Genomic DNA, 16,577 nt, shown 5'->3' on the forward strand with positions numbered 1-16,577 from the left:
TCGGCTGCGCCTAGGCTGGCGCTGCGCCGAGCTGCGCGAGTAACCATTCCGGCGCGTCCAGCGGCAGATCGTGTCCAGCAGTGGGGTGGCTGCGCAGTGGGCAGCCCCACGCCTGCGCCAGCACACTGGCGCAGCGTGGATCAACCAGCTGATCGGCCAGCCCCTGAATAATCTGTAGTGGCACCGCTGGCGCCTGGGGGGCCGGGCGAAACCGGGCGGCGGCCCAGAGCTGGCGCAGGGCATTGGCCCGGCTCACCGGCGCTTCGCGCGCCCATGCTTGCCAAGCGGCCAGTACGGCGGGCTCGGCAAGCTGGCTGGTCAGGGCGAGGATGGTGGCTTCGCGCGCTGCCGGGCTTTGCCCCAGCAGGCCAAGCAGACGCGGCCAGTTAGCCAGTCGCAGGCGTTGCCATGGCGGGCTGTGGCCGCGCAAGCTGGGGTTGATCAAGGTGCAATCGATAAAATCCGCCGGCCGCTGTTGAGCCCAGGCGCAGGCCACCATGGCGCCCAGCGAAATCGCCACTACCCGGTATGGCCCGCTAGCCTCTTGCTGGATCAGCGTTTGCTGCAGATACCCTGCCATATCTTCAATGCGCAGCAAGCTGCGCTGCTGGTAATGCTGGCCACAGCCGGGCCAATCGGGGCAGATGATGCGATCGTGTGGGTAGCGCGCTTGCAGGCGCGCCGGCCAATCGCCCCAGTGGCGCGCTTCGCGCATCAGGCCGCGCAATAACACCCAGGTGTGGCTCATGGCCGGTAATCCCAATATTGATAAGCGCGGGCCGCCAGCTCATGGCGCTGCTCACCGCGTGGCAGCCAATACGCATGATCATGCACGGCGCGAATTAAAAACTCGAATAAAACCAGATGCTTGCGCAAAACGCGCTGCTGCCGGTGCGGCACAATCGGGTTGAATAAACCCAGCAGCGATAACAGCTGGCGAGGATTTTTTTTGATCCATAACCAAGAGCCCAGTTCCAGCGTGAGCGGTAAAAACTGGCGCTGCCCGTGGCTGGCGTGTTGCAAATACAGGTAGTCCCAGATGTCGCCATGGGTGGTGTATTGGCGCGCCTGTGGCTCTATAAGATAGGGGTGATAGGGGTAGCTGTGCTGAAATAGCTCGGCCAGCGCATACACCTCGGGCAGCGCTGGCCAGGGCTGGCGGGTGTGGGCGTAGGGAAACCACAGCCGGTCGCGCAGGCCAAAGCCCGAATGGCAATCCAGCGCTAGGCTAAACGGGCTACAGAGTAATTCTCGCTCCACCAGTTGGCACAATGCTTGGTTTTCTGCCGCCAGCGCGGCACCGGCCGGGCCGCGATACCAGGGCAGATGGCGGCTTAGGCGCTGGCCGCCCACCAGCCAGGCCGGGCGTTGCGCGGCATCAAGTGGCGCATTACGCATCAGATCGATTCCGGCGGGATTACACCGCCAGCCGCGCAGCATGCCGCCGGGATTAATCAGCGGCATAAACACCAAGCGCATGCGTTCCAATTTATGCTGCAGGCTGCTATCCCAATGCAGGCGAACCAGAATGCTGCGCAGCAGCGCCAGCACAATCTGGCAGCCAATGCGCTCCAGCCCATGCACGCCGCCAAAAAAGCCCAGCACTGGTGCTTCGGGGGCCGGATTGCCCAGCACCAGCGCATACAAAGGCCAATTTTCCTCGCCCACCGTGGCCAGCGTGTGCACACGGGCGCTGGCGGGCGCTTGGTCGAGCAAGTCTTCCAGAGTTTCCAGTTCGGGTAGGCGGGGCATGGTCGGGGTCGTGGATGCAATCGCTCCACTATAGGCAGCGCTGGCCCTGCTTATGTTACAAGCCGCGCTATAAAGGAAATGACTGATTGAGCTGCCGAGAAGGCTACGGCTCAATCCAGGTTCGCTGACAAACGGAAGGATGGCATGACGGTACATGTTTCGGTATTGCAGGGGGCCAATGGCATGGCGCTGGGGTGTTTGGCGCTGAGCGCACCCGAGCGGATCAACGCCCAGAATCTGGCCATGGTGCGGCAAATGGCGGCGGCACTCAGTGCTTGGCAAGATGCTGCCGACATCGCGGCGATTGTCATCATTGGCGCTGGTGAACGCGGTTTTTGCGCCGGTGGCGATCTCAAAGCCCTGTATCAGGCCATGACCGAGCCAGGCCAGCTGGCGGCAGGCGATGATTTTTTCCGCGAAGAATATCAGCTGTGCCACAGCCTGCGGCATTACCCCAAGCCGGTATTGGCCTGGGGGCATGGCATTATCATGGGCGGCGGCTGGGGCGTGTTTGCTGCGACCAGCCACCGCGTGGTCACACCGGGCACGCGCCTAGCTATGCCGGAAACCGGGATTGGCCTGTTTCCGGATGTCTCGGCCAGCTGGTGGCTACCCCGTCTGGGCGACGGGCCGAGCTTGGGGCGCGTCTTGGGGCTGACAGGCGTACCGATTCAGGCTGCTGATGCGCTGGCTGTAGGCGCGGCACAATATCTGTTGCCGGCGGCAGATCGTCATGCCGTGCTCACGGCGCTGGCAACCCTGCCGTGGCAAGCGGCGGCGGAGGAAAATCATGCGCTACTGAGCGATTTTTTGCAGCGCTGGCCGCAGGCAGAAGGCGCGCAGGCCTTGGATGCCGTCACTAGGGCGGCGCTACATAGCGCAACAGCGGCCGATGAACTTAGTGCCGTGCTGGCCGCCATTGCCACGTGGGTGGCCAGCGATAGCCCCTGGTGCCGGCATGCGGCGCAGCGGCTGGCGCACGCTTCGCCCACCTCGGTATGGCTGAGCTGGACTTTGCAGCAACGCGCCGCGCAGCAAACTTTGGTGCAAACCGTGGCGCTGGAAACTGCGCTCGCGGCGGCGGCGCTGCGCTATGGTGATTTTCAGGCGGGGATTTATAGCACCCTGTATGCCCGGGGCGAGGCCCCGCGCTGGCAGGTGGCCGCGCCTTTTAGCGAGCCGGATGCCACGACTGCGGCGCAGTTTGCCGCATTGTGGGCAGAAAATACTTGCATGGCTTGAAACTTTTTCGCCTTTGCCGCATCTTAGCTGCAACGCGGCAAACCGCGAATAATTTATGGAGAGTTATCATGCACTACAATCCGGCCACTTACGGTAGCACGACCAGTGTTGCCGAGCGCAATCAAGTCTTGCGCAATACCTATTTCCTGTTGGCGCTGTCGATGCTGCCCACCGCCGCGGGCGCGATTTTCGGGATCTCGATCAAATTCGCGATGAGCCCGATGTTTGGCCTTTTGCTGTTTTTGGGTGTGAGCTTCGGCGCGTTCTACGCGATTGAAAAAACCAAACATTCCGCTGCTGGCGTCGGCATTTTGCTGGCCTGGACTGGCTTTATGGGTCTGTGGCTAAGCCAAATCCTGCAAGTGGCGCTGAAATTTAGCAATGGCGCCGAGATGATTGGTCTGGCCGCAGTCGGCACGGGTGCAATCTTCTTCACCTTGGCATCAATTGCGACCGTAACCAAAAAGGATTTCTCTTTCATGGGTAAATTCCTGCTGGTGGGCGCGGTAGTGCTGATGCTGGCGGCGATTGCCAATGTGTTCTTCGCGATCCCAGCCCTGTCGCTGACGATCTCTGCGGTGGCTGTGCTGCTGTTCTCGGCCTTCATCCTGTATGACGTAAGCCGCATTGTGAACGGTGGTGAAACCAACTACATCACCGCCACACTGAGCCTGTATCTGAACATTTACAATGTGTTCGTGAGCTTGCTGAATCTGCTGATGGCCTTCACCGGCAGCAGCCGCGACTAAGCACAGTTAGCCCAAAAAAGCCGCCCGCTGGGCGGCTTTTTTATTGGGTATTGCCATGAAGTCTTTTAATTGATTGGCTTGCAAGGTGATACTAGCTGTAGGTATCTTGCCGATTGGTCTTGATTAGGCAGCCGTCACGGTAGGCCCTGCGGTACTGCTGGTGGCCTGACTGAATCCGTTGAGTCTTGAAACTGCACCCCGGTTGCGCTGGCGATTTTTGTCTTTCTAGAGCAGGGTAAACGTAAAAAAGCCCCCGCAAGCGGGGGCTAGCTGATGTTTAATCGGATGCACTGTCTTGTGCGCTTAGGCCTTGCTCAGTTGCATCACACCATCGCGCGCGCTAACAGCAATCGTGTCTTTCGGGCCAAATTCGCCGGCCAAAATCCGTTTTGCCAGCACGTTTTCCAGCTCGCTCTGAATCGCCCGTTTCAGTGGTCGCGCGCCGTACACCGGGTCAAACCCAGCCTCGGCGATCAAGTCCAGCGCACTGTCGGCAACCTCCAGGCCGATTTCCAGCTGCGCCAGCCGGCCCAGCAGTTTTTGTAGCTGAATCTGCGCAATATGGCGAATATGCGCTTGCTGCAAGCCATGGAACACCACCACCTCGTCAATCCGGTTGACAAATTCGGGCCGGAAATGGGTTTTTACTTCGGCCATGACCGCCAGCTTGATCACCTGATAATCCGAATCGGCCAGGCGCTGAATATGCTCGCTGCCAAGGTTGGAAGTCATCACGACCACGGTGTTTCTAAAGTCGACCGTGCGGCCTTGGCCATCGGTGAGGCGGCCGTCATCCAGTACTTGCAACAGGATATTAAATACATCCGGATGAGCTTTTTCGACTTCATCTAGCAAGATCACACTATACGGTTTGCGGCGCACCAGCTCGGTTAAATAGCCGCCTTCTTCATAGCCCACGTAGCCCGGAGGCGCCCCGATCAGGCGGGCCACCGAGTGTTTTTCCATAAATTCGCTCATATCCACGCGAATCAGGTGCTCTTCCGAATCAAACAAAAATTCGGCCAGCGTTTTGCATAGCTCGGTTTTACCCACCCCGGTCGGGCCAAGGAACAGGAAAGAGCCATACGGCCGGTTCGGGTCACCCAGCCCCGCGCGTGAGCGGCGAATGGCATCGGCCACCAGTCGCACCGCTTCATCTTGGCCAACCACGCGCTGATGCAGGACATCTTCCATTTGCAGCAGTTTTTCGCGTTCACCTTGCAGCATTTTGCTGACCGGAATACCGGTGGCGCGGCTGACCACTTCGGCGATTTCTTCGGCGCCCACCTGGGTGCGCAAGAGCTTATTGCTGCTGCCGTTGGTTTCCGAGGCTTCGGCGGCTTTGAGCTTGGCTTCCAGCTGCGGCAGCTGGCCGTATTGCAATTCGGACACGCGCTGCCATTCGCCGGCGCGTTTCAGGCTGTCCATCTGGTTTTTCAGGCGCTCGATTTCTTCGCGAATGGCCTGACTGCCCAGCACGCTGGCTTTTTCGGCTTTCCAGATTTCTTCCAGATCGGAATACTCCACCTCCAGCTTGCTGATTTCGTCTTCGATCAGTGCCAGGCGTTTTTGGCTGGCTTCGTCTTTTTCGCGTTTCACGGCTTCGCGTTCGATTTTCAGCTGGATAAGCCGGCGATCGAGTTTATCCATCACCTCGGGCTTGCTGTCGATTTCCATTTTGATCTTGGCCGCGGCTTCGTCGATCAGATCAATGGCCTTATCCGGCAGGAAGCGATCGGTGATGTAGCGGTGCGACAACTCCGCCGCAGCGACAATCGCCGGGTCGGTGATATCAACGCCATGATGGATTTCGTATTTTTCCTGCAAGCCACGCAAAATCGCGATCGTGTCTTCTACGCTAGGCTCGCCGACCAACACTTTCTGAAAACGGCGCTCGAGTGCGGCGTCTTTTTCGACGTATTTGCGGTATTCATCGAGAGTCGTGGCGCCGATGCAATGCAGCTCGCCGCGCGCTAGGGCTGGTTTGAGCATATTTCCGGCATCCATCGCGCCCTCGGCTTTACCTGCGCCCACCATGGTGTGTAGCTCATCGATAAAGATGATGTTATTGCCTTCGTCTTTGGCCAATTCATTCAGTACGGCTTTCAGGCGCTCTTCAAATTCACCCCGGTATTTGGCCCCAGCCAGCAGCGCAGCTAGGTCCAGCGCCAATACCCGCTTGTGTTTCAGTGAATCGGGCACTTCGCCATTCACGATCCGCTGTGCCAGCCCTTCGACGATGGCGGTTTTACCCACGCCGGGCTCACCGATCAGTACGGGGTTGTTTTTGCTACGGCGCTGCAATACCTGAATTGCGCGGCGAATTTCATCATCGCGGCCGATAACCGGATCCAGCTTACCGGCGCGGGCGCGCTCGGTGAGATCCAGGCAATATTTGCTTAAGGCTTCGCGCTGTTGTTCGGCGTCGGCGCTGTTGACACTTTCGCCACCCCGCACGGCCTCTACCGCCGCCAGAATGGCTTCCTTGCTGCCACCCTGATCTTTCAGTAGCCGCCCGGTTTCGCTTTTATCGTCCGCCAGTGCCAGTAAAAAGAGATCGCTGGAAATAAACTGATCGCCCCGTTGCAGCGCGGCTTTATCGGTGGCATTGAGTAGCCGGCCTAGCTCTTTGCCCACGGCCAGCTCATCTTGCCCTTGCACTTTGGGTAGCCGTTTCACTGCGGCATCCAGCGCCGTGCGCAAAGGTTGCACATTCACCCCCGCGCGGGCCAGCAAGGCGGCGGCACCCGAGTCGGCGTCATTCAGTAAGGCCAGCAGCAAATGCTGTGGCTCGATAAATGGGTTGTCATTGGCATTGGCCATGCTTTGCGCATCGGCCAGCGCCTGCTGAAATTTGGTTGTGAGTTTGTCGATTCGCATGATTTCACCTGCAGGCCCGAAGGCCCTCCTTGGATTAGGGTTGTTAATCCCTAGATGATTGCCGGTTTTTTGAAAATCAAGAGCCCGTCGAACTGTGCGCTGCTTGCCGCGGCTGGCGTAAGAGGAAAGTTGCTTCTGCAGAACGAAAAAAAGCCAGCCCGTAGGCTGGCTTGCTCGGCGCTAGGCCAATTTATTGCTGAGCTTGTGCAGGCTCAGCCACGAAGATTTCTACACGGCGGTTTTGGGCGCGACCGGCCACGGTGCTGTTATCTGCCACTGGCTCGTAAGAACCACGGCCTTCAATGCGCATGCGGCCACCGGCTACGCCACGTTGCAGCAGATATTCCTGCACGGCGCCGGCCCGGTTGACCGACAGCGGATTATTGATGGCATCGCTACCGGTATTGTCGGTGTGGCCCACAATGCGCACTTGCGTCACGGCATTCTGGTTCAGCGTTTGGCCGAGTTTATCCAGAATCGGGCGCATATTCGGTTTGATCGAGTATTTGCCGGTATCAAACGAGAAATCGCTAGGCACATCCAGCTTCAGCTCGTTATTTGGGGTTTTGCTCACTTCAATACCGGTGTTTTTGGTCGCTTCTTCCATTTCTTTGCGCTGTTTTTCCATGTGCGCAGACCAAGCATAACCACCAATCGCACCAATCGCGGCGCCAATGGCTGCATCGCGGCCAGTGTGGCTGCCTTTAGACGCTTTACTAATCACCGCGCCGGCAGCTGCACCGCCGAGGGCACCAATCATCGCCCCTTGCTGTTCTGGCGTCAGGTTGGCGCAACCACTGAGGGCAACGCTGGCGGCGATTACGGCGGTCAGGATTTTCTGTTTCATCTTGCAGCTCCTTGTCGTTAATGTGCGGAATTTACCCAAAGTTTATGAATTTATCTGTAACTAATTGGCATATCCGGTGTGAACTAGCCGGCTAGGCAGCAAATACGCGGTCGCGCCCCGCAGCTTTGGCCTGATATAGATGTAGATCGGCGCGCTTGAGTAAGCTCGCGCTGTCTTCGCCAGCTTGGCGGCAGGCGGCGCCGATACTACAGCTCATACGGGCCGGGCCATCGCCGAGCTGCGCCCAGGCAAATTGGGCCAACTGCAGCCGGATTCGTTCCGCCACATTGCTGGCTGCGGCGAGTGGTGCACCGGGCAGCAGCACGCAAAACTCTTCGCCCCCATAGCGCGCTACAAATTCACCTTGCCGGCAGGCGCGCACAATGAGCTGGGCCGCCGCTTGCAGCACTTTATCGCCCATCTGGTGCGAAAACTGATCATTCACCGCTTTGAAATGATCCAGATCGATCATCAGCAGGCTGAAATCTTGCTGCTGCAAATCGGCCAGCTCAAATTCGCGCACAATGCGCTGATCGAGCGCGCGGCGGTTAAACACACCGGTAAGGGCGTCGGTTTCGGCTTTCTGGGTTAGCTGGGCGATTAAATCCTGGTGTTTGCGCAGGCGGCTGGTGAGCTCGACGTTTTCTTCTTGTGAGGTAGCGAGTTCCAGTTGCGCTTCGTATTGCCGGAGCTTTTTCAATACCCGCGATGAAGGCGCCATTTTGCCGCTTTCGCGCTGCGCTTGCAGGCTGAGCTGGGTATAAGTTTGCATATGCGTCAGCGCCGCCAGATAGTCACCCCGGTCTTTATGGATTTGGTATTGCAGCTCGTGGCATTGGCGTAAAAACAGGCTCGATTGCAAGGCGCTGGCCAATGCCTCGCTGCGCGCTAAATGCGTGAGCGCGCGGTCGTCATCGCCGGCCTGGTGCCAGACCTTACCGCTTTCCAGCTCGGCCAAGGCCAGCCCCCAGCTGAAATCCGCTTCCGTCGCCAGCTCAATGGCTCGCTCGAAGTGTAATTGCGCGGCCGGATAAAGCTCGCTACCGGCCAGTGTCATGCCAAAGTACAGCTCGATTTCACAGGTGCTGCGCTTGGGGTGACGCGCCCATGGCAGGTATTGGCGGGCGACTTCCAGCGTGGCGGCGGCTTTGGCAAATTCGCACAGCTTGATCAGATCGACCGCCAGACACACATAGGCTTCGCAGCTGGATTGATGGTTGGGCAGGCTGCAGACAATATCCACGGTGGCCAGATGGTGGTTTTTGGCATTGTGAAAGTCATGCAGGCCAAAATAGGTTTTGCCCACGCCCAAGTGGGCCAGCATGATGGCATTGCGATCACGGGTTTTAAGCCCCAGCTCGAAACAGGCCATCCAGGTCTGCATGGCTTTATCAACATTGCCTTGCACCAGATACAGGCTGGCCAAGGCATCTAGCCCGTAATCAAGCGCAAAATACTGTTTCTGCCTGCGGCCATACAGGGTGGCGCGGGTAAGCAGGGGCTCGGCGGCGGCGTATTGCCAGGTATTGGCCAAGGCAATGCCATGCAGCAGCATCAATACTTGCCGCTCGCTGATGCTGCTGGCGGCTTTGCGTCGCGCGGGTAGCTCGGGCAACAGGCTATAGGGCTGGTGGATGGCTTGCTGCAACAGCGCTTTGTATTCAGGCCAAGGTGCCATCTTCGCCTCCGCTGGCTGGCCATTCCCACAGAGTGCTGAGCGGCTCGACGGTATAGTGGGTGGTATCAAACAGTACCGTTTGCAAAGTTAGGCTAAGCGGGTAGGGGCTTAAGGCCTGCTGCAGACTCTCGGGCAGCGCTTGCTGCCAAGCGCCTTCGCCTACCGGGTGCAGCAAAAAGCCAAAGCCTGGTAATCGGTAGATTTTTTGCGTGGCCGCCAGCACTTCGTGCGTGAGTAAATGATGCAGCTTTTGCAGTAATAAATCGGTACGCAAGGGGCCCAGTTGCTCGTTCAGCTGCCCCAGTGCATTAATGCGCAGCAAACAAGCAGGCAAGCGCTGCGCCGGATACACCTGCGCCAGCTGCGCTGGTAAATAGGCCTGCGTGACTGGGTCGAGCGTGGCTTTGGCTTGCAGCGTGGCTTCTAGGCGCTGGATTTTTTGCTCTAGCCCTCGCACCAGCTGGCGTTGTTTGATCTGGGCTAGCTGGTGCTCCAGCGTGCGCAATTGGCGCTGATGTTTTTCCTGATTTTTCAGCACAAACAGCTGCTCATTGCGCAGCGCAAAATGATGGTAAGCCTCTTGGGCGGCGAGCGCTGCAGCATAGTTTTCGGCTTCAACATGAATATCGCGGATATGGCCGCAGATTTTTTGCTGCAGCAAACCCTGATCAAACAGCGACGCGGTAAACACCGCCGTTTCCAGCTGACCGATGGCAGTGTTATAGCGCTGCTGGCTAGCATGCAGCTGGGCAAGCTGGATACGATTCTGCGTTTGCCCCCACAAGAAATTAAATTGCTGATTGATTTGCAGTGAAATATTCAGCTGCTCCAGCGCGGCATTAAAGCGCTGCTGCTGCAAGAGCACCATACCCTGATAGTGATGCAAGCTGGCTTTTTGTGCCGGGTCGACTTCTTGGCGGTGATAGAGTTTGGCCCAGCAATCTTGCAGGATTTTCTCGGCTTCCGCGGTGTAACACTCGCTGCAATACAGCGAAAGCAGGTAATTCGCGGCTTTAAGCTCGATCTCAAATTCTGCACTGCGTAGCGCAAAATCATAGGCATGCTCGTAACAGGTTAGCGCCTGATCATGTTTACCCTGCACCTGAAAATAATTGCCCACGCCCAAATAGGCCTGCGCCACGATGTCCGGGTCTTGCTCGCCGTCGGTCAGTTGCAACACTTGAAGTTGAGTATCGAGCGCCGGCAAAAAGCGATCCAGCGCCAGCTGGATTTGCGCCTGCATGAGCAAAGCGCGCAGATACAAGGTAGCGTGCTGATCCATCCAGCGCAGCGCCTGGCGGATATGCCGCTGCGCCGTGGCAAAATCATTTACCCCCCAGCTTGCCCAGGCGATCAAATAGTGGGTATGTGCGCGCACGCCTTGATCTGCGCGGTGTTCACGCAGATACGTCAGCAGTAGTGGCAGGGTGGTATGACTATGCCCATGCTGAATCTGATCGGTAAACGCTTGTAATTGCGCGTTTACATCCTCGTGCGGCATGCCTGTGAACTCCGGCGCTCGGGGCGCAGTAGGGGTTTTCAGATTAGTCGATTCGTCATCAAACCGCAGTTGGGGGAAGGCGGTAGCGCAGTTTAACGGCACAATGTCGTTGATTTGCCAAGAAAATGTCATTTTTTGTTCTTTTTTGTGTCGTCGAACTGTCACCGCGATGCCGTACAACTATGCCCAATTCACTGTGGAGCGAGTGCGATGCGGATTACTGTCATTGGATCGGGCTATGTGGGGCTGGTTACCGGGGCCTGTTTGGCCGAATACGGTAACGAGGTGGTTTGTTTGGATCTGGATGAGGCCAAGGTTGCCCAGCTGCAGGCGGGCGGGGTGCCGATTTACGAGCCGGGGCTGGATGCGCTGATCAGCCGCAATGTCGCGGCCAACCGTTTGCGCTTTACCAGCGATATCGCCGAATCGGTGGCGCATGGCACCATTCAATTTATCGCCGTTGGCACGCCACCGGATGAAGACGGCTCGGCCGATCTGCAATATGTGTTGGCCGCCGCCAGCAATATCGGCCAGCACATGAATGAATACAAAGTCATCGTGAATAAATCCACCGTGCCGGTGGGCACCGCTGATCTGGTCCGCGAGGCGATTCAGCTGCAGCTGGATTTACGCGGCAAACGCAGCAGTTTTAGCGTGGTATCCAACCCCGAATTTTTGAAAGAGGGCGCCGCGATTGATGACTTTATGCGCCCCGACCGGATCGTCATCGGCACCGATGACGAAACCGCCAAAGACCTGATGCAGTCGATTTACGCGCCGCTGGTGCGCAATCACGACCGGATTTTGGCGATGGATATCCGCTCGGCCGAGCTCACCAAATACGCCGCCAATGCCATGCTGGCCACACGCATTTCCTTTATGAATGAGCTGGCCAATCTGGCTGAAGTGCTAGGCGCCGACATCGAATGGGTGCGTAAAGGCATCGGCTCTGATCCGCGCATTGGCTATCACTTTTTGTATCCGGGCGTGGGCTATGGCGGCTCGTGTTTCCCGAAAGATGTGCAAGCGCTCCAGCGCACCGCCAGCCAGCATGGGCGCACGCTGAATATTCTCGCGGCAGTGGATGAAACCAATGCCCGGCAAAAAACAGTACTGCTGGAGAAAATCCTGGCTCATTTTGGCCCTGATTTGCGCGGCCGGCATTTTGCGCTGTGGGGGCTGGCCTTTAAGCCCGAAACCGATGATTTGCGCGAAGCCCCGAGCATGGTGCTGATCGAAGCCTTGCTGGCGCGTGGCGCTACGCTGTGCGCGCATGATCCGGTTGCCAATGACAAAGCCCGCGAACTTTTAGCCGGTTGCGCCGGCATCCGCTTTAGCGATTTGCCGCTCGATGCGCTGTCACAGGCGGATGCACTGATTATCGTGACCGAGTGGAAAGCCTTTCGCAGCCCTGATTTTCCGGCCATTAAGGCCGCGCTGCGTACGCCGATTATTTTCGATGGCCGCAATCTCTACGAGCCCAAACGCCTGCGTGCCGAGGGGCTGAGCTATTTCCCGATCGGGCGCGAGCAAATTAATCTGGGCACCTTTGCGGCCCCCGTGGTGTTGGCTGAGCCTGCGAGCGCCGATCAGTCGCTGGCGGTGGCCGACTAGGCGCTAAAAACGACCTTTAACGCACTTTTCTTACAAGCGCAGCGCCGGCTTACGCTACACTCCGCAACCTGTATGCGGGTGGAATAAGGGGCAGGCGATGCGTGAGAAAAGCAAGTGCGGGGTGAGTGGGCGATCTGCTAGGGTCGGGCTAACCACGCTGGTGCTGCTCGCCGGTCTGAGCGGCGTGGCGCTCGCTGCGCCCGCCGTGCGTGGCAATAGCGCCAGCGCCCAAGCCATCCCAGCCGCCAGCCCCTTGCCCGCGCTCACGCAGCAAGAAGCGGCTGATCCGTGGCAGGCGGCGTTGCAATATTGTCGCGCCGCCCGGCAGGGCGAGCTGGAGGCGCAATACCGGCTCGGCATGCTGTATGCCTTTGGCCTTGGCGTGCCGGCCGATCGCACTGCGGCAGCCAGCCTGTTTGCCGTGGCGGCGGCGCAGGGGCATCAGCAAGCGCAAGATATGCTCGAAACCGTGGCATTTCGCGGCGAACAATTACCTCCCTGCGTTTTAGCCGATGTCGCACCGGCCAAAGCGCCCGTGGTGCCGGTGCCGGCCAGCCAGGTGGCACTGAGCCAGGCGCAAAAGAAAACCGCCCGCATTATTAGCCAGCTCGCCCGCTGGTACGGGGTCGACCCCGATTTTGCGCTCAGCATTGCCTTGGTGGAATCGCAGCTGCGCCCCGATGCCATTTCACCCAAGCAGGCGATGGGCGTGATGCAGCTCATCCCCGATACCGCTGAACGTTTTCAGGTACAAGATGTGTTTAATGTCAGCCAGAACGTCAAAGGCGGCATACGCTATTTGCGCGTATTGCTTGACCGCTATCAAGGGCGGATTGATCTGGTATCGGCCGCGTATAACGCCGGCGAGGGCACAGTGGATCGCTATCGCGGCGTACCGCCGTATCCGGAAACCCGCCAATATGTGAACAAGATTCAGCGCCTGTATCCGCCAGCGATTCATCGCCCCGATCAATACCGCTACAGCGCCAGCGCCAAGCTCAAACGCTGGCAATAAGCTACACTCGCGCTTTGGTTAGCGGAAGCAAATGCGGTGAAGGATTGGGCGATTTTCTGTCGGGTGGTGGATAACTACGGCGATATTGGCGTGTGCTGGCGGCTGGCGCGGCAGCTGGTGGCTGAATTTGGCCTGAATGTCACGCTCTGGGTCGATGATCTGGCCAGCTTTGCCCGCATCCGCCCCGAAATCGTGCCCCAGCTGGTCACACAAACGCTTGAAGGCGTGCAGGTCTGCCATTGGCCAGCCGAGCTCAGCCCCGCGCAGGCCGGCCCCGCTGCTGCCGTGGTGATCGAAGCTTTTGCCTGCGAGCTGCCAGCCGCCTATCTGGCCGCCATGCGCGCGCGGCCCACGCCGCCGGTGTGGCTGAATCTGGAATACCTTAGCGCCGAAGACTGGGTGGCCGGTTGTCACTGCCTGCCTTCCCCGCAGCAGGGCATGGCGAAATATTTCTTTTTTCCCGGCTTTACCGCCCAAACCGGCGGCTTGCCCAGCGAAGCGCAGCAGCGGAGCGCACAGGCGGCATGGAACGACACCGCCGCGCGCCGCTGGCTGGCGCCGTATGTGGGCGCGCAGGCGCTGCCGGATGATGCGCTGTTGGTGTCGCTGTTTGCCTACGAGCCAGCTGCACTCAATCCTTGGTTAGCCAGCCTAATTACTGCCCCACAGGCTACGGTGTTGTTGGTGCCCGAAGGTAGGGTATCGGCGATAATTGATTATCAGGCTTTGGGTTTAGAGCAACACCTAGATGGGGTATATCGGCAAGGCCAGCTGTGGCTGTGCCCGCTGCCCATGCTTAGCCAAGATGATTACGACCTGCTATTGTGGAGCTGCGATGTCAATTTTGTGCGTGGCGAAGATTCGTTCGTGCGCGCGCAATGGGCCGCCAAGCCGCTGATCTGGCATATCTATCCGCAAGACGAAGGCGCACACCTGGAAAAACTAGCCGCGTTTCTCGCGCTATATCTGGCCCAGCTACCGCCCGCCGCGCGCGCTGCGGTGCAAGGAATGATGGACGGCTGGAATACCGATGGAGATCTGGCCACCGCCTGGGGCGCCTATCGTGCGCATTGCCCGACTTTGGCCGAACATGCACGCCAATGGCAGCAAAGTTTGCGCCAACTGGGTGATCTTGCGACGAATCTGGTCAGATTCGTTGAATCCAAGGTAAAATAGTGGGATTTTTCAATTTTCAACATCGATTTTTTCGCGAAATCGTTCAATCAAACGCAGGTAATCGCAATGGCAATCAAAACCGCACACGAAGTACGCGCTGGTAACGTGATCATGGTCGACGGCCAACCTTGGGTTGTGCAAAAAACCGAATTTTCAAAATCAGGCCGCAATGCTTCGGTGGTGAAAATGAAGTCTAAAGGTCTGTTGTCAGGCCAAGGCTCAGAAGTGGTTTACAAATCAGATGACAAACTGGACGTGGTTGTTCTGGACCGCCTGGCTTGTACTTACAGCTACTTCGCTGACCCAATGTACGTCTTCATGGACGAAGAATTCAACCAGTACGAAGTTGAAGCTGAAAACCTCGGCGACACCCTCGGCCTGATCGTTGACGGCATGGAAGACAAATGTGAAGTGACTTTCTACGAAGGCAAAGCCATCTCTGTAGAGCTGCCAACCGTTGTTGTGCGCGAAGTGGAATACACCGAGCCAGCCGTGCGTGGCGACACTTCAGGCAAAGTAATGAAGCCAGCCAAACTGAAAGGCTCTGATCTGGAACTGCCAGTAGCGGCCTTCATCGAAATCGGCGACAAAATCGAGATCGACACCCGCACTCTGGAATTCAAAAAACGCGCCTAAGCGTTTTTTGCTAAGCCCCAAAAAAGCCACCGCAAGGTGGCTTTTTTTATGGCAATGTATGGGCTATCAACTACCGAATTTGAAAAGGACCACAACATGCGTCTGTTTGGCGGCTTTAGCCTGGGCACCGTGATCGCCGTTGCGCTCTCTTGGAGCACCAATCATTCCATCCTCTGGGCCATCGTGCATGGCTTTTTGAGCTGGCTGTATGTGATTTATTATTTTCTATTTCGCTGATCGGGCGAGGTGGAGGGGGCTGCAGTCGGCCAGAAGCGGAAGTTAGTATTTATAGTTGGAGGAAATTTGAAATCTGCACGGCAAAATAAAGATGAGAAATTTCAAACTCTTGAGGAACTTGAAGGCTATATTTGGCCTGCCGCCCCAGAGGATAGCTCTCCGATAGTTGCCCGATGTCACGCACTAAGGAGGACTCCACTTGCGAACCTCTCGGCTGGTGATTGTAGAACGCTTATCACTCAAGGCATTGGTGAAAGGTTCCTTGTCCCACTCGCACTTAGTTATCTCGAAAAAAATCCTTTACTTGAAGGCGATTACTATCAAGGTGATTTACTCGTGGCGATGATGCGAATTGAGAAAAAATTCTGGCATTCATACCCTCGTGAAATGAAACAGCTTAGCAAAATCGTTCTGCGTGCAACTGCGATGATGTCGGATGATGTGTCGTTCAATTCGGATAGACAACTAAGAAAAGATATTGAGTCATTTCTTGCAGTTAAAACGTTTAGCGCATAATGCTGAACACCTCGTGTGCGTAGCGGGTCGAAACTAGTAATATATGGCAAAGTGCGGCCACTTTAAGTTAACTTCCAATGCTGTAGGAATCAGGTATCTACAATGTCATTTGCCTTTCAATGTGCTACTTGTGGACAAATTCACGAAGGTATGCCAAGTTTTGGGGCGTCTGCACCGTTGAGTTACTACGCGGTTCCAGTAGATGAACGTGAGGCTCGTTGTGATTTAGGAAGCGATGACTGTGTAATTGATGGCGAGTATTTTTTCGTTCGTGGTTGCATTGAAATTCCTGTTCACGGAGAAGCGGGGCCTTTCTCTTGGGGAGTCTGGGTATCCATTAGTCAGATTAGTCATCTTGAATGGCTAAAGCACTATGAGGAACCTCAACGCGCTCATGTTAGACCATTTCTTGGGTGGCTCGATGCATGGTTAAAACCGTACCCTGATACCATGAATCTTAAAACAAAGGTACACCTCCGCGACGATGGAATTCGCCCCTACATTCAGCTAGAACCAACCGAACACCCTTTGGCTATTGAGCAAAGAACTGGTATTTCTGTTGAGCGAGTAGCGGAGATTTATGCGCTGATGGCATGTTGCGAGCATGTTGGTTCAAATTAAACTATCTTAAATTTCGCAAACTTAACGTAAGTCGCCTGACTTCCGCTTTGGGTCGAAAGCTGCCACTGGTTACGGTTGCAGAGATGTATTGATTATATTCAAGCAATGGTTGG

The 16,577-nt window shown here is 57.0% G+C and carries 15 protein-coding genes; 9 read left to right on the forward strand and 6 right to left on the reverse strand.

Features of this window, described 5'->3' with window-relative positions:
* Window positions 1-10: 10 nt before the first annotated feature.
* Window positions 11-748: an alpha/beta fold hydrolase gene (locus QV747_RS10840; RefSeq protein WP_288791508.1), complete on the reverse strand. Its 738-nt coding sequence runs from the start codon at window positions 746-748 to the stop codon at window positions 11-13.
* Window positions 745-1,752 (reverse strand): M14 family zinc carboxypeptidase, encoded by a 1,008-nt coding sequence (locus QV747_RS10845; protein ID WP_047394518.1) that lies wholly within the window; start codon window positions 1,750-1,752, stop codon window positions 745-747. Before QV747_RS10845 ends, QV747_RS10840 begins: the two co-directional genes overlap by 4 nt.
* A 144-nt stretch (window positions 1,753-1,896) precedes the next feature.
* On the opposite strand from QV747_RS10845, the gene QV747_RS10850 reads away from it, so the two are divergent.
* Entirely contained in the window at window positions 1,897-2,994 is a 1,098-nt protein-coding gene (locus QV747_RS10850; protein ID WP_273430742.1) for an enoyl-CoA hydratase/isomerase family protein, read from the forward strand.
* A 68-nt stretch (window positions 2,995-3,062) separates the two neighbouring features.
* Entirely contained in the window at window positions 3,063-3,743 is a 681-nt protein-coding gene (locus QV747_RS10855) for a Bax inhibitor-1/YccA family protein (RefSeq protein ID WP_047394515.1), read from the forward strand.
* A 303-nt stretch (window positions 3,744-4,046) separates the two neighbouring features.
* Here the strand turns inward: QV747_RS10855 and clpB are convergent, their stop codons facing one another.
* From clpB to QV747_RS10875, 4 genes are all read right to left on the reverse strand, one after another.
* Window positions 4,047-6,623, reverse strand: a complete 2,577-nt coding sequence (gene clpB / locus QV747_RS10860) for an ATP-dependent chaperone ClpB (protein WP_273430740.1) — start codon at window positions 6,621-6,623, stop codon at window positions 4,047-4,049.
* A gap of 190 nt (window positions 6,624-6,813) precedes the next feature.
* On the reverse strand, window positions 6,814-7,470 hold the full coding sequence (locus QV747_RS10865) for an OmpA family protein (protein WP_273430738.1): 657 nt from the start codon (window positions 7,468-7,470) through the stop codon (window positions 6,814-6,816).
* A gap of 91 nt (window positions 7,471-7,561) precedes the next feature.
* Window positions 7,562-9,148, reverse strand: coding sequence for a diguanylate cyclase (locus QV747_RS10870; protein WP_273430736.1), 1,587 nt, complete (start codon window positions 9,146-9,148; stop codon window positions 7,562-7,564).
* Complete coding sequence (locus QV747_RS10875; protein ID WP_273430734.1) at window positions 9,132-10,649, reverse strand: hypothetical protein; 1,518 nt, start codon at window positions 10,647-10,649, stop codon at window positions 9,132-9,134. The genes QV747_RS10870 and QV747_RS10875 overlap by 17 nt, the downstream gene beginning before the upstream one ends.
* 210 nt (window positions 10,650-10,859) lie before the next feature.
* Here QV747_RS10875 and QV747_RS10880 point away from each other — a divergent pair, with 210 nt between their 5' ends.
* From QV747_RS10880 to QV747_RS10910, 7 genes are all read left to right on the forward strand, one after another.
* Window positions 10,860-12,263: a UDP-glucose/GDP-mannose dehydrogenase family protein gene (locus tag QV747_RS10880; RefSeq protein ID WP_273430732.1), complete on the forward strand. Its 1,404-nt coding sequence runs from the start codon at window positions 10,860-10,862 to the stop codon at window positions 12,261-12,263.
* A 97-nt stretch (window positions 12,264-12,360) separates the two neighbouring features.
* On the forward strand, window positions 12,361-13,278 hold the full coding sequence (locus QV747_RS10885; RefSeq protein ID WP_273430731.1) for a lytic transglycosylase domain-containing protein: 918 nt from the start codon (window positions 12,361-12,363) through the stop codon (window positions 13,276-13,278).
* Window positions 13,279-13,314: 36 nt separating this feature from the next.
* Window positions 13,315-14,454 (forward strand): elongation factor P maturation arginine rhamnosyltransferase EarP, encoded by a 1,140-nt coding sequence (gene earP / locus QV747_RS10890; protein WP_273430729.1) that lies wholly within the window; start codon window positions 13,315-13,317, stop codon window positions 14,452-14,454.
* A 72-nt stretch (window positions 14,455-14,526) separates the two neighbouring features.
* Window positions 14,527-15,090, forward strand: a complete 564-nt coding sequence (locus QV747_RS10895) for an elongation factor P (RefSeq protein ID WP_028448548.1) — start codon at window positions 14,527-14,529, stop codon at window positions 15,088-15,090.
* A 96-nt stretch (window positions 15,091-15,186) separates the two neighbouring features.
* Window positions 15,187-15,327: a hypothetical protein gene (locus QV747_RS10900; protein WP_273430727.1), complete on the forward strand. Its 141-nt coding sequence runs from the start codon at window positions 15,187-15,189 to the stop codon at window positions 15,325-15,327.
* A 66-nt stretch (window positions 15,328-15,393) separates the two neighbouring features.
* A complete protein-coding gene (locus QV747_RS10905; protein WP_273430725.1) occupies window positions 15,394-15,843 on the forward strand; it encodes a contact-dependent growth inhibition system immunity protein in 450 nt (149 codons plus the stop codon).
* Window positions 15,844-15,945: 102 nt separating this feature from the next.
* The gene (locus QV747_RS10910; RefSeq protein WP_273430724.1) at window positions 15,946-16,464 is read left to right on the forward strand and encodes a DUF2199 domain-containing protein; all 519 of its coding nucleotides are present in this window, start codon (window positions 15,946-15,948) and stop codon (window positions 16,462-16,464) included.
* Window positions 16,465-16,577 lie beyond the last annotated feature (113 nt).

Origin of the sequence: uncultured Chitinibacter sp. (assembly GCF_945957625.1) — a bacterium.
Classification (GTDB): Bacteria; Pseudomonadota; Gammaproteobacteria; order Burkholderiales; family Chitinibacteraceae; genus Chitinibacter; species Chitinibacter tainanensis.

Coding starts and splice junctions, on each gene's coding strand:
- QV747_RS10880 (WP_273430732.1), top strand. CDS start 10,860: ATGCGGATTACTGTCATTGGATCGGGCTATGTGGGGCTGGTTACCGGG.
- QV747_RS10850 (WP_273430742.1), top strand. CDS start 1,897: ATGACGGTACATGTTTCGGTATTGCAGGGGGCCAATGGCATGGCGCTG.
- QV747_RS10865 (WP_273430738.1), bottom strand. CDS start 7,470: ATGAAACAGAAAATCCTGACCGCCGTAATCGCCGCCAGCGTTGCCCTC.
- QV747_RS10875 (WP_273430734.1), bottom strand. CDS start 10,649: ATGCCGCACGAGGATGTAAACGCGCAATTACAAGCGTTTACCGATCAG.
- QV747_RS10855 (WP_047394515.1), top strand. CDS start 3,063: ATGCACTACAATCCGGCCACTTACGGTAGCACGACCAGTGTTGCCGAG.
- QV747_RS10845 (WP_047394518.1), bottom strand. CDS start 1,752: ATGCCCCGCCTACCCGAACTGGAAACTCTGGAAGACTTGCTCGACCAA.
- QV747_RS10840 (WP_288791508.1), bottom strand. CDS start 748: ATGAGCCACACCTGGGTGTTATTGCGCGGCCTGATGCGCGAAGCGCGC.
- QV747_RS10870 (WP_273430736.1), bottom strand. CDS start 9,148: ATGGCACCTTGGCCTGAATACAAAGCGCTGTTGCAGCAAGCCATCCAC.
- QV747_RS10910 (WP_273430724.1), top strand. CDS start 15,946: ATGTCATTTGCCTTTCAATGTGCTACTTGTGGACAAATTCACGAAGGT.
- QV747_RS10885 (WP_273430731.1), top strand. CDS start 12,361: ATGCGTGAGAAAAGCAAGTGCGGGGTGAGTGGGCGATCTGCTAGGGTC.
- QV747_RS10900 (WP_273430727.1), top strand. CDS start 15,187: ATGCGTCTGTTTGGCGGCTTTAGCCTGGGCACCGTGATCGCCGTTGCG.
- clpB (WP_273430740.1), bottom strand. CDS start 6,623: ATGCGAATCGACAAACTCACAACCAAATTTCAGCAGGCGCTGGCCGAT.